The 12,357-nt window shown below is 55.8% G+C and carries 13 protein-coding genes; 6 read left to right on the top strand and 7 right to left on the bottom strand.

Annotated features, from left to right (window positions below):
* Positions 1-32: 32 nt before the first annotated feature.
* The 4 genes from AVCG78_RS19935 to AVCG78_RS19920 form a co-directional block, all read right to left on the bottom strand.
* Positions 33-869 (bottom strand): thioesterase domain-containing protein, encoded by an 837-nt coding sequence (locus tag AVCG78_RS19935; RefSeq protein ID WP_174089739.1) that lies wholly within the window; start codon positions 867-869, stop codon positions 33-35.
* Between the two features lie 99 nt (positions 870-968).
* Positions 969-1,250 (bottom strand): acyl carrier protein, encoded by a 282-nt coding sequence (locus AVCG78_RS19930; protein ID WP_012653955.1) that lies wholly within the window; start codon positions 1,248-1,250, stop codon positions 969-971.
* 49 nt (positions 1,251-1,299) lie between these two features.
* Positions 1,300-1,758: a DUF2269 family protein gene (locus AVCG78_RS19925; RefSeq protein WP_012653954.1), complete on the bottom strand. Its 459-nt coding sequence runs from the start codon at positions 1,756-1,758 to the stop codon at positions 1,300-1,302.
* A 373-nt stretch (positions 1,759-2,131) separates the two neighbouring features.
* Positions 2,132-3,430, bottom strand: coding sequence for an NAD(P)/FAD-dependent oxidoreductase (locus AVCG78_RS19920; protein ID WP_012653953.1), 1,299 nt, complete (start codon positions 3,428-3,430; stop codon positions 2,132-2,134).
* An 815-nt stretch (positions 3,431-4,245) separates the two neighbouring features.
* Between AVCG78_RS19920 and AVCG78_RS19915 the strand changes: the two genes are divergently transcribed.
* Complete coding sequence (locus AVCG78_RS19915; protein ID WP_071204023.1) at positions 4,246-5,226, top strand: mannonate dehydratase; 981 nt, start codon at positions 4,246-4,248, stop codon at positions 5,224-5,226.
* Between the two features lie 13 nt (positions 5,227-5,239).
* Here the strand turns inward: AVCG78_RS19915 and AVCG78_RS19910 are convergent, their stop codons facing one another.
* Complete coding sequence (locus AVCG78_RS19910) at positions 5,240-5,860, bottom strand: nucleotidyltransferase family protein (RefSeq protein WP_071204021.1); 621 nt, start codon at positions 5,858-5,860, stop codon at positions 5,240-5,242.
* A gap of 210 nt (positions 5,861-6,070) precedes the next feature.
* Between AVCG78_RS19910 and AVCG78_RS19905 the strand changes: the two genes are divergently transcribed.
* The 5 genes from AVCG78_RS19905 to AVCG78_RS19885 are packed head-to-tail and all read left to right on the top strand — an operon-like array spanning position 6,071 to position 10,908.
* Complete coding sequence (locus AVCG78_RS19905) at positions 6,071-7,216, top strand: extracellular solute-binding protein (protein WP_071584429.1); 1,146 nt, start codon at positions 6,071-6,073, stop codon at positions 7,214-7,216.
* Positions 7,216-8,106, top strand: a complete 891-nt coding sequence (locus AVCG78_RS19900; RefSeq protein WP_071204017.1) for an ABC transporter permease — start codon at positions 7,216-7,218, stop codon at positions 8,104-8,106. The genes AVCG78_RS19905 and AVCG78_RS19900 overlap by 1 nt, the downstream gene beginning before the upstream one ends.
* A 10-nt stretch (positions 8,107-8,116) precedes the next feature.
* Positions 8,117-8,926, top strand: a complete 810-nt coding sequence (locus AVCG78_RS19895; protein ID WP_012653948.1) for an ABC transporter permease — start codon at positions 8,117-8,119, stop codon at positions 8,924-8,926.
* Positions 8,927-8,969: 43 nt separating this feature from the next.
* The gene (locus AVCG78_RS19890; RefSeq protein WP_012653947.1) at positions 8,970-10,052 is read left to right on the top strand and encodes an ABC transporter ATP-binding protein; all 1,083 of its coding nucleotides are present in this window, start codon (positions 8,970-8,972) and stop codon (positions 10,050-10,052) included.
* A complete protein-coding gene (locus AVCG78_RS19885) occupies positions 10,045-10,908 on the top strand; it encodes a glycerophosphodiester phosphodiesterase (protein ID WP_071204014.1) in 864 nt (287 codons plus the stop codon). Before AVCG78_RS19890 ends, AVCG78_RS19885 begins: the two co-directional genes overlap by 8 nt.
* On the opposite strand, the gene AVCG78_RS19880 is transcribed toward AVCG78_RS19885, so the two are convergent.
* Complete coding sequence (locus AVCG78_RS19880; RefSeq protein WP_071204012.1) at positions 10,887-11,726, bottom strand: inositol monophosphatase family protein; 840 nt, start codon at positions 11,724-11,726, stop codon at positions 10,887-10,889. The genes AVCG78_RS19885 and AVCG78_RS19880 overlap by 22 nt on opposite strands.
* 158 nt (positions 11,727-11,884) lie before the next feature.
* The gene (locus AVCG78_RS19875; RefSeq protein ID WP_012653944.1) at positions 11,885-12,349 is read right to left on the bottom strand and encodes a cyclic nucleotide-binding domain-containing protein; all 465 of its coding nucleotides are present in this window, start codon (positions 12,347-12,349) and stop codon (positions 11,885-11,887) included.
* Positions 12,350-12,357 lie beyond the last annotated feature (8 nt).

Genomic DNA, 12,357 nt, shown 5'->3' with positions numbered 1-12,357 from the left:
GGCCCCTTCCAAAAGGTTTTCGTCAATATATTTCAAATCAAACGGTGCGATATATTTTCAATATGTGTTGAAATGTGATCCAGGGCCTGCTGCTCAAGCAACATTTCGTAATGGCCCAGCGGCAGATTCGAGACTGTGAGATTGGGCGCCAACTGCCCCCACCCCATGTCTTCATGCAGATGAAATATTTCGTATAATGGGTAATCCGACCGAACCAGATGCACGGGAAACCCGTAGGATTGCGGCTTGTGCGCAAGAATGACCGCGATGTTACGGTTCATTCCCCGCGAAAACTCCCGGTAAACCTTGGAGAACCCGACGAAGCTGGTGGTTTCCGGCAGGCCGCCATTGGCAATCAACTGGAGACGCATCAGCTCGATTAGATCGTCTTCCGACAGGCGATGGGCATCGCTGCCTGCCACGTCCCAGGCAACCCGCTTCAGCGCCCGCATATAGTCCGTGAACCAACGAACCCTGACCACTTGTGAACGGCTGAGCGTTATCAACCGCTCTGTCTGCGTCCCATCCATCACGCCATTGAACAAGCGTGGTGCAATGCTGTCGAGCAGGACGGCGCCGCAAGCGCCGTCTGTACGCCGGCTTGCCATCTCGCACGCCAGCACACCTCCAAAGGACCAGCCCAGCAGACAGAGCCGCTCGGCGTTCCAGACCTCTCCCAAATCCGCGATTGCTTCATCGGCAATCTCCCCGAGAATGCCTTCGGGAAGATCGGTCTTGCCCAACGCCGAGGTGTAGCGCTTGTTGAGAGAAAGCTCGACCAGATGCCAGGAATAGCCTGTCATTCGCTCCGCAAGCTGTATGTAACTGCGGATGGGCATTCCGCCGGGATGAACGCAAACCACAGTCATCCCGGCATTCTCTCGGTGGGCAAGTTCACTTGCAGATTTCGGCATCTCCATTCGCCATACCTCGCTGGCCATACCTCGCTGGATTTTGGCTTCTGGAATTCAGAGTTCGCCTTTTTCGAAGAGATCCTTGGCCTCGACGAGATAATTGGCCAGCTTCTCGATGGTCGGATGATACCACATGGCTGTTGGCGGCAATTCGAAGCCGAGCCACTGTTCCATTTCCCCTGCAAGCACCAGGGTTTCAGTGGAATCCAGGCCGAAATCGGTGAAGATCTTGTTCACATCGATTTCCGATGCCGGCACCGAAAGCTTGTAAGCGAATTTTTCGACCAGCCAGGTCTTGGCTTCTGCGTAGCTGAACTTTGTTTGAACGTCAGACATTATTCGTCACCCTTTGTTGCGTTGAAATGCATTTTAAAAATCGGCCACGTCACCGCGTGACCATGAAAAACAAGGCGCAGATCGCGAAAACATTGGCGAGGGTTCCCCAGAGATACCAACGCTTCGCCAAGGCGCGGAACGGCTCGGCAATCGCATCGAAATCCGATGCCTGGTTGAGAAGCCTTCGCTGGCGGATCTGATTGGGAATGAGCCCCAACATCCAGGACAGGCCCGACAAAAGAAAACAGCCCACTCCATACAGCAACCACGGCGTGTCGAGGAAATTCATACCGTAGCTGCGAGCCATATATCCGCCCGTCGCAGATAAGAGTACAGCCCCACCGAACGTAAATACATAATCGGTCAGGAAAACCAATTTTATTGCATACCTTAGTATATTAAGATTATTGCTTCGGTCTGCAATCAGTTTCCACACGGCTGTTACAACAATATTACCAAGGAACATTGTTGCGGCAAAAACATGAACGAACAGGAGCACTTCCGACATGGTCCATCCTGCAATACCATCTCCAGACGCAAATTAGCACCCGAAACCCCAAATGATTGCAACATCCGGCTAAATGCCGGCTTTCGACTGTCGCAACGTGACTATTGTTTTGGCCCTTAGGCGAGCGACCTTAACGGCACAATTTTCCATTCCTGAAAACAGGTTCAGGGTGATCGATGCCGTTATGGCTTTATTGCAAAGGGAAGAAATATCTCATAATACCAATAGCTTATGATAGGGAAATGACTTGCCGCCTATCATTCGACGATACATGACTTCTAGCAAGGCGCACCCGATGATGCATGCGCCTTACGCTGAAAATCTTACCTCGATTAAAAAAGGCGAAGGCCTATCGACTACACGACTCGATAGATTACGCAGTCTTCCCGATTGGAGCTGCGGCATGCCGTTTCACAAGGCGCGCCGCCTGTGTACCGGAATAGACGCCGCTTTCGTGGAAACCGACGAAATCCGGCCCGAGATCCCTGACAGAGAAGTAAGAACCTGCAAAATACAGCGGACCATCGTCATTGATCGAAGGCAAGCGTGCCTGCATTTTGCTGCTTTCGATGGTAATGACCGGATGCTCGTAATCGAAGGTCTTAATCACCTTGGCAGGATCGATGGGCAGCGGACTATCCAACGACACGAAATAGTCCTGCTCCGCCTTAAACCCTTGAATTGAATTCATATGATAGACGAGATAGGGCCGCCTTTTGCCATCCACCGTCATACAGCCGTAATTCCAGCTCTTCCACCTGTGCGGCGGCACAGGCATCACGGATGAATCGGTATGGAGAACTGTGCTGCAACGATTGTACTCAAACGTTCCCAGAATTTCGCGCTGCTTCACACTTGGATTGTCGAGCAATTTCAAAGCCTGGTCGGCATGGGTCGCGACAATGGCATAGTCGAATTTTTCCCAGCTTCCACCGGTCTGAACCTCGACACCATCTGCAAGAGCACGCACGGACGTTACCGCCGCATTCAACCTTGGTGGACGCTTGAGGCCGCCAATCAGGATATCAAGATAGCCCTTGGCACCTCCCTTGACCGCAAGCCACTTCACACCCTTCCCCCCAAGGCCATCCTTGCCATGATTGAGGAACATGCCAATGACCATGACCGCCGGAGAATTCAATGTAACCTCAACGGGGACAGACCAGTACGAGCAGGAAATCTGGATCATGTAACCATTGATAAAGTCGTCAGTATAACCATAGGTCCGGAGATATTCCTCTAATGGAATCTGACACTTGCCCTCCATGATATGGCGAGGCGCTTCCCTCAGCAGGCGATCCGCCTGCTCCCAGACGGAAATGAATTCCGGGCCATAATTAGCCCGAACATAAGCCTCGTCCTTTTCAAATTCCTCTGTGCCGTAATAGGTACCGGCATCGACATCGAAGAAGTTGAAACCACCGGAATGCTCGGTCAGCGGCACGTTCAGCTCAGCAAAAAACTTGGTAAGCTTAGGATAATTGGGCGGATTGAACACCATAAAGCCCGTATCCACACCGACATCACCCAATGGATCAGAAACGACCACTGTGCTTGCATGCCCACCAGGCCGGTCGTCCTGCTCGAAAACATGAACGTCGAAGTCTTTATCAAGCGAATAGGCTGCACTCAGTCCGGAAATACCGGAACCAATGATAGCGACAGATGCCACACTTACCTCCAATAAGAATTAAATAATTTGCTTATTTTAAATATTCGAATGGAACGAGCTATTCTCAAAATTTCATAAACCAGTTTATATTCTACGTTACTAATTTTTTTTGATTTGTTTTCTCAATAACTATCTTTGTTATTCAGTCGAAGGATAGCAATATTTAACCGACTGTCAACGATCAATGCAATCAGAGGTAATTGTTTTTTTCGCAGCGGCGTCCATCATTGTTAGCAAGTGCAAAACACACATGCATATCAAAGGTTTCAGCCCTAGGGCATCACTCGCTTTTCCGATGTAGCCGCAACAGCCCGCCTCGCCATCCTGCAAAAGATGCAATGAACAGTTCCGCGACGAACGCCCTCGCACAGCCCTCCACATTCATCAAAGCGGGATGCGCTTTGAGCCATGGAAGAGCAACCCACACCATTTGACTTTTTCAGCCATGCACATTTTGGAGATTGAGTCCGCCGTCGAAAATTATCCCCCAACCGAGAACCCCACAATGGATCTCATTTGATTCAGACAGCTTATGATGAGGCCCGTCGCGCCGCGCAAATTCGCATGCTCGATACGATGCGGAACCACCTCAAATACATATTATATCCAACTATGCGTCATAGTATGAAATGATTGATTGCCGGCTACTGCACCATATTCGCACCACCATTTTCATAGACAACGACTTCTAACAGCCTCGATAAAAGCGCGCTAATGTGCAATAAACCTTCACGCGAAAAGCCTCAAAATAACTCGACACCCCGTAAAATTCATATTATGTCATGGCAAACAGCACTTGCATGAGGAGGAGCGTCATGTATTTAGGAACGCAGGTTGGCGCGCGAGACGACGACGATTATCGGGTGTTTGCGCAATTGGGGCTGAAGCATATCTGCGCCGATCCGCCCGGCGATCCACGCAGCTGGACACTTTCCGATATCGAGCGCCATCGCGACAAGGTCGAGAGCTTTGGTCTGATCCTGGACATGCTGCAATTGCCCTTGCCCTCCAGCCCAATCGAAAGAGCGTCCTATCCGGATATCCTGTTGGCCGGCCCAGACCGTGACCGCCAGATCGATGCGGTTTGCAAGATGATCGTGAACCTGGCAGCGGCCGGAATTCCGGCGGCAAAATACAATCTCAACCTGATCGGCATTCCCCGCACTCCGATGGAGAAAGGCCGGGGAGGCTCAATGAATGAAAGCTTCCGCTGGCACAAGGCCGATCAGGCCGCAGCACCGGGACTGGCTGGCGTTCTTTCAGAGGATGAAAATTGGGAGCGGATCGATTATTTCCTGGAACGGGTCGTGCCGGTTGCCGAAAGCAACAAGGTGCGTCTGGCCTGCCATCCGCACGATCCCTACACGCCGCCTGGCTATAAGGGCGTAACGCGAGTCCTTGGCACAGTGGAGGGATTGAAGAAATTCGTGCAGATGCGCGAAAGCCCTTATCACGGCCTGAATTTCTGCCAGGGATCAATCGGCGAAATGCTGGACAATCCGCGTGAGGAAATCGACGATATCATTCGCTGGTTCGGAACGCGCGGCAAGATCTTCAACGTCCATTTCCGCAATATCAGCGGCGGTAAACTGTCCTTCATGGAAACCTTTCCCGATGAAGGCGATATGGACATGGTGCGATCGGTCAAGATCTACCACGAAGTCGGCTACCAATATATGCTGATGCCGGATCATGTTCCCACCATCAGTGGCCGCGATCCAACCGGCGTCGCCTTCGCCTTCTGCTACGGCTATATCGCCGCGCTGCTCGAAAGTCTGAACTCGGCAAATACGTAAGCCAATACGAACGTTATCCGTTCAACACTCCGCCAGCCGCCATAATGGCGTCTGGTGTGTCTACATCGACAAGAGCAGCCGGACCGATATCGACATCGATCACCGGCAGCGTGCTGGCCGCGATGATTGCCTTGGCGCCCTTATCGCCCGTCAATGTCAGCAATGCCGGACGAAGCGCCACTGGTAGAATAACCGGATTACCCGGCACATCACCTGACGCTGCACGGATGATGGCGCGGCCATCTGCGCTTTCGAATGCTAAGATCAGCGCATCGAGATGCAACGCTGTCAGTCCCGGCATATCGCCGAGCACCACCATGACGCCATCCTTGTCAGCCACATCAGGAGAATTTAGTCCCGCGATCAACGAGGATGCCATCCCCTCGGCAAACCCGGCATTGAAGCTCATCGCGGCTGGCAAATCTAAAAGACAAGCCTCGACCTCCTCCCGACGATGTCCGGTGACAACCGTCACGGATGCCGCCCGGCTCGCAAGGCTGATCGCCACCACGCGACGGATCAGTGGGACACCATCAAAGAGAGCCAGAAGCTTATGGGCGCTGCCGCCCATCCGGCGCGCCTGCCCGGCGGCGAGAATGACAATGGCGGTGCTGACAGTTTTCGGTTCCGGCATCGGCACACTCTTTATGCTTTGTCTCCACAACAACAGATGATTAGAAGCCTTCCCCGTTTGCAAGGCCAATTTTGGCAGGAGACAACCTAGCCCCTTATTCGAAAAGACACAAAAGCATCACCCAGCCTTCACGTCGTTGTCACGGTCCAGAGGTAACGGTGCCCTAAAATGTCAGGGGTTTTATATCTCGACCCGTTTCGGAGACCGATGATGAACAGACGCGACTTTCTGCTAGCTTCCTGCGCAACCGCAGGCCTGGCCACCATGCCGAATTTTGCCTTTGCTGCGGGCAAGGAAATCAATGTCTACAGCGGCTCCGATGCCAATATCATCGACTTCTGGAACAACATCGTTCGCCCAAGCTTCGAGAAGGCCAACAGTGACCTGACGATCAAGGTGATTGATGCCGGCGACAATAACGGTCTGCGTGCGATTGGCGATCGCGCCCTCGCCGCCTTGAAATCCAACAGCGATCCGCAGGCCGACCTGTTTGAAGCCTTCAATCCGCGCCTGCCAACCGGCTCCATCGATGCCGGTCTCTGGGTGGCATTTTCCGAGAAGAATGTCCCGAATTTTGGCCGCGTCAACCCTATGGCCATCGATCTGTCGCAGTCGTTGCCCTATCGCGGTTCGCAGGTTCTTCTGGCCTATGACAGCACCAAGCTCGATCCGAAGGATGCGCCGAAAACCTGGGAACAGCTGATTTCCTGGATCAAGGCCAACCCCGGCCAGTTCATTTATAACCGCCCCGACAAGGGCGGCTCTGGCGGCAATTTCGTCCGCCGCGCTATCCACGAAGCGAATGGCCGCGATCCAAGCAAATTCACCGTCAGCAATTACACGGCGGAAGCCGCGGAAAAAGCCTTGCCGCCAAGCTGGAAGATCCTCAACGATCTGGCCCCGTCGCTTTATGAAAAGGGCGCCTATACCTCCGGCAATTCGCAATCGATCCAGCTGCTTGCCCAAGGCGTCGTCACCATGGTACCGGTCTGGTCCGATCAGGCGCTGCAATCGATTGCCCAGGGCGTGCTGCCCGACACAACACGGCTTGTGCAGCTGACGGATCTGGCGCTTTGCGGTGATTTCGCCCGTATGACGATTTTTTCCAATGGCGCCAACAAGGATGCCGCCCTGAAGCTCGCCAATACTTTGCTGTCTGAAGAAATTCAGTCGGCAATCATCACCGAGCTCGGTGGCTTTCCGGGTGTGTCCTGGGATTATATTTCCAAGGACCTGCGCGAGAAATATGCCGATGTCATTCCCGCATCGATCCCGACATTCCCCAGCGGCGATTGGGAAATGGCGGTCAATGACGGCTGGTTCCGCAATGTCGCACCAGGCCTGGCGCGGGGTTGATGAGCGCGACCAGTTCGCTGCCGCTTGATAAAGGGCGGGAGGCAAAGGCTGGACGCGGGCTGACTGGCCTGCTTCTGGTCGCCCTGCCTATCCTGCTCTTGGCCTGGCTGATCATTTATCCGATCATCTCGGCGGTGATCGGCACGCTTGTCATGACCACGCCGGAGGGCGGGTGGCACGTTTCCACGGCGTCCTACCGGTTCTTCTTCAGTGACACCTACAGCCTGCGCAATCTCGGCATCACGCTCTGGACCACCGCCGTCTGTGGCGTTGTGCTGCTACTGATCGGCGTACCGATTGCGCTCTACCTGCGCTTTTCCTCCAGCAGGCTGGCCGCTTATGTTCAGGCGCTGGCGATCTTTCCGATGTTCGTGCCGTCGATCATCCTCTCCTATGCACTGATCCGCACCATCGGTCCAAATGGAACGGTCGATATCCTGCTCCACGCCGTGGGCCTGCCGAAACTGCCAACGCCCTATCTGACGCCCTGGGGACCTGTGATCGGTCTGGTCTGGGACAATTTGCCTTTGACCGTGCTGATGCTGACGGCGGGTCTCAGCGCCATTTCCAACAATGCCGTCGAGGCGGCGCGCGACGCTGGTGCAAGGCCTGTGCAGGTATTTTTGCATATCATCCTGCCGCGCATGGCCAATTCCTTCCTGGTCGCCAGTTCCTTTGCCATTCTCGGAATATTTTCGGCCTTTACCCTGCCCTATCTGCTCGGCCCGGCCTCGCCAGAAATGATGGGGCCTTTCATGCAGCGAACGTTTGCTGATCTGAACGATCCGCTGAATGCCACCACGCAAGCGGTGATCAGCTTCGGCTTTTGCCTGTTTTTCGGCGCGTTCTATGTCTATTCGATAGCCAGAAATCAGGAACGAACACGATGAGGCCCCTGCGATGAGAGTGGGTAGGATCGACTGGACGGGCCTTGCTTTCGCAGGCCTGCTCACCCTGTTTATCGCCCTGCCACTGCTGGTGGTCGGCACCTGGGCCTTTACCGAGGTCTGGCGCTATCCATCGGTCATCCCGCAGCAATTCGGCCTGCGCTTCTGGTTCCTGACGCTTGGCCGCGCCGACGTCTGGGAAGCGCTCTTTCTCAGCCTGCGCCTCACCGCCACGGTAACACTGCTGTCGGCGGTGATCTGTCTTCCGGCTGCCTATGCCTTTGCCCGGATGAAATTTCCGGGTCGCAATCTGCTGTTCCTGTCTTTTCTTGCCTCGCATGCCTTCCCCAAATTCGGCCTGCTGGTGGCCATTGCGGCGATTTTCCTGAAACTGCATCTGATCAGCACCTTCTGGGGCGTGGCACTGATTCAGCTGGTCGGCACGCTGATGCTGATGATCTGGATACCGGTTGCCGCCTTCCAGAATGTTGACCGGCGGATGGAAGAAGCAGCCCGTGACGCGGGCGCCCGGCCTTTGCGCGTGTTCTGGTCGATCACGCTGCCGCAGGCAGCGCCGACGATCTTTGCCGCCCTGCTCCTGACCTTCGTCAGCACGTTTTACGAAACAGAAGGCGCCTGGTTGATTGGCGCGCCGCAGGTGCGCACCATGCCTGTCTTGATGGTGTCCTTCATCAACAATCAGATGGTGGTGCAATATGGCGCGGTGCTGTCGGTCATGCTGTGGGTTCCCTCCTTCCTCGCACTGATCTTTGCCCGCCGCGCCATCGGCACAGGCGCATTCGCCAAGGGCTTTGGCGCCTGAACAGACCCGTCATCGCCTGTAACCGGAACAGAAACGAACACCCATGGCCCAACTGACCCTTGATCGCGTTTCAAAGCAATTTCCCGGCTCCACCGCCGTCGATGCTTTTTCGTTGCATGTAGAGGATGGCGAGCTGGTCTGCCTGCTCGGCCCATCCGGTTCGGGTAAATCGACGCTGCTGCGGATGATTGGCGGTTTCGAAGCACCGACCAGCGGCGTGATCCGGATCGACGGCCAGGACGTCACCCGTCTGCCGCCGGAACGGCGACCGACCGGCATGGTGTTTCAAAGCCACGCGCTCTGGACGCATATGAATGTGTTCAAGAACATCGCCTTCGGCCTGAAGCTGCGCGGCATGGCGAGAAGCGAAATCGCTGACCGGGTCGAGGCAGCGCTGGCGATGGTCGGGTTGAAGGATTACGGCCAGCGCCAGACCTATCAACTCTCGGGCGGCCAGCAGCAGAGAGTGGCACTTGCCCGCTCGCTGGTGCTGGAGCCGAAAATCCTGCTGCTGGATGAACCCTTTGCCAGCCTCGACCAGCATTTGCGCGAACGCCTGCGTGAGGAAGTGCGCGATATCCAGCAGCGGCTTGGCATTACCACCCTGTTCGTTACCCACGGTCAGGACGAAGCTTTGGCGCTGGCCGACCGTATCGTCGTGATGCGGGCTGGACGTGCCGAGCAGATCGCCCCGCCGGACCGGGTCTACCGCGAGCCGGAAACCGAATTCGTCGCAGGCTTTATCGGCCAGATGAATTTCATTCCCGGCATGATGCGCCGGGGCGCATTCACCCATATTGACCTTTCCTTGGCGGTCGATGCGGATAGCAATCCAGAGGATGGCGATGCTGTGCTGGCGGTTCGGCCCGAAGCTCTGCATCTGTCGCCCACCGACCGGGCGGACGCGGCCTTTGTCTGCCGGGCTATCGATTTCGGCAGCCATCTCATGGTCGATCTTCAACTCGGTGATGGCACGAGGGTAAAGGCCATGACCGATCCGGGAACCGGCTGGCAAAAAGGCGACCGTGCCGAATTACAGGTCAGGGCTTTCCGGGTTTTTCGCCACAATAAGGTGATCTGTGTGTCCCAGACCGCCGAGCGATTAAGGAGCTTTGCCAATGTCTGACGGCTTGTTTATCGAGCGTAACGGTTTCAGGACTATGCTGAAATGGCATCGCGGCCATAAGCAGGCGGGCGATATTTCCTTCACGCCGGACCGGATCGCTGAGGGCATGGCGCTTGGTGCCAGCGTCGAAATCGATCTTGTCTGTCATGCCGGTGGCGGCTTCGCCGTGCTGCATGATGAGGTTTTGGATAAAGCCACCACTGGCCAAGGCCCGGTGCGCGCTGCCTCAACGGAGCAGTTGCGCGGCCTGTTCCTGCGCGACCGTGATGGACAGCCAAGTGCCCATAGGGTCATGCTGATCGATGATCTCGGGCGCGTTCTGGCCAGCACTTCCCATCGTGCAGGTGCCGTATTGCAACTGGACCTGAAGGAAAAGGCCAGCGACTTGACGCAGCAGGACATCGCCGCTTTCGTTGCCGCCATCGGGCCAGTGCGCGACCGTGTTATCCTGTCGGCGGGCGATGCAAAGGCCGTCACCCGTCTGGCAGAGGCCCTACCCGGCCTGCCACTCGGTTACGATCCCTGCCATGGCGGCGCCATCGAACGGGCAACGGAAAGTGGTGACTTCGTTACCTTCATCGACGATGCTGTCGCCGCCATCCCCGACGCCGAGATGATCTATCTCGATCACGAGGCGGTGCTGTTTGCCGAGGATCGCGGTTTCAACATGGTCGCCGCCTTCCATGCCGCTGGAAAACGGATCGATGCCTATACGATCAACAGGGCAGACGAGGCATCGCTACCGCGTGTCCTGCGGCTGCTGGCGCTGAAATGCGACCAGATCACCACTGACGATCCGGTCGGACTTCAAGCGCTGATCGCACTCTATGACAATCAACGGTCCATCCCAGGCTGAAACCCGGCGAGCAGCCAGGGATGCAACGCTGGCGAGGCGGCAAGAATGCCTCCTCCGGCGTCAACCGGCATGCCGCCAAAGCCTGTGACCACGCCACCTGCCTCGGTCAGAATCAGGGCTGCGGCGCCATAGTCATGCACCTGCAAGCCATCCTCGAAAAACCCATCCAGCCGCCCACAGGCGACATAGGCAATCGATAGCGCCGCCGACCCGAGACGGCGCACGCCAGCGGTATTATCCATTAACCGGCGGAGTGCCCGGTGATAGAGCTCCTCATCGACGCTTTTCACTTGTCCGGGGACCGGCAAGCCCGCTCCCACCAGCACATTCTGGACATCGGCCACATCAGCACACTGTAGTTTTTCGCCGTTCAGAGTGGCGCCCTTACCGATTTCAGCACTGAAAAGCTCATCGAGCATACTGTCATAAACCACCCCGCAGGTGATCACGCCCCGTTCGGCAATGGCGATGGTCATGCCAAAATGCGGCAGGCCCCAGGCAAAATTGGTGGTTCCGTCAATGGGATCAATATAGATGACCGGTGCATCTGGGCCACCTGTACGGTTGCCGGTCTCTTCCTCGCCCTGGATGGCATGGTCCGGAAAGGCCTCGGAGACACCGGCAACGATCAGGCGCTCGACGGCGACATCGATTTCCGTCTGGTAATCGCGCGGACCTTTGGACACCATCTGGTCGACATGACGGCGACGCAGCGATTGACGCGCCAGCGCTCCGGCTTCGAGAGCAATGCTGGCAAGGGCTAACAGGCGTGGAGAACTGTCAGGCGCGAGACGGTCGCGGGCGCTAAGATCGGTCATGGCACATTCCGGGATGTTTGGGACAATATCCTCGATTCAGGACAGAACGAGGTTGAATGAATGCCGAAACTTCGCGGAAATGGGCAGAAAAGCAAGTAAAGGATATATGACAGCCCGGCCATCCAATCTGCTGGGTGCTGAGGTGATCACTCTCGGTATCAATTCAACAATTGTTGCTCGCGGCTGCGGGCCGCGGACAGCTCGGATGTCGTGTGATTGAGACGATCAGCCAGAACCCGGGTGATTTCCGAGGAGATTTCGGGAAAATCGCTCATCAGTTTCAGGAAGTTTTCCTTGCTGATTTTCAAGACTTCAAGACGCGAGGCCGCCCGCACGGTTGCGGTGCGCGACACATCGCAGAGAATGGCGATTTCCCCGACGATTGAATTGCTTTGAACTTCCGCGACCTTGATCTCGCCAGCATCTGAATTGACCAGAACATCGGCTGTCCCTGACAGCACGACATAGGCTGCGTCACCGACGTCGCCCTGGCGAAACAGGTTTTGGCCCTCACGACAGGTCATCCGGTCGGAAGCAAAAGCCAGAAGCTTCAGCTTGGCTGGAGCAATCTGGGAAAACAGCGGCACACGCCGCAACATTTCGACTTCGTCCTTCAGTAGCATTTGCGTCT

Source organism: Gillisella vitis (assembly GCF_021559775.1).
Lineage (GTDB): Bacteria > Pseudomonadota > Alphaproteobacteria > Rhizobiales > Rhizobiaceae > Allorhizobium > Allorhizobium ampelinum.
The sequence above is the reverse complement of the archived record's forward strand: the minus strand, read 5'-3'. Positions and strand labels throughout refer to the sequence as shown.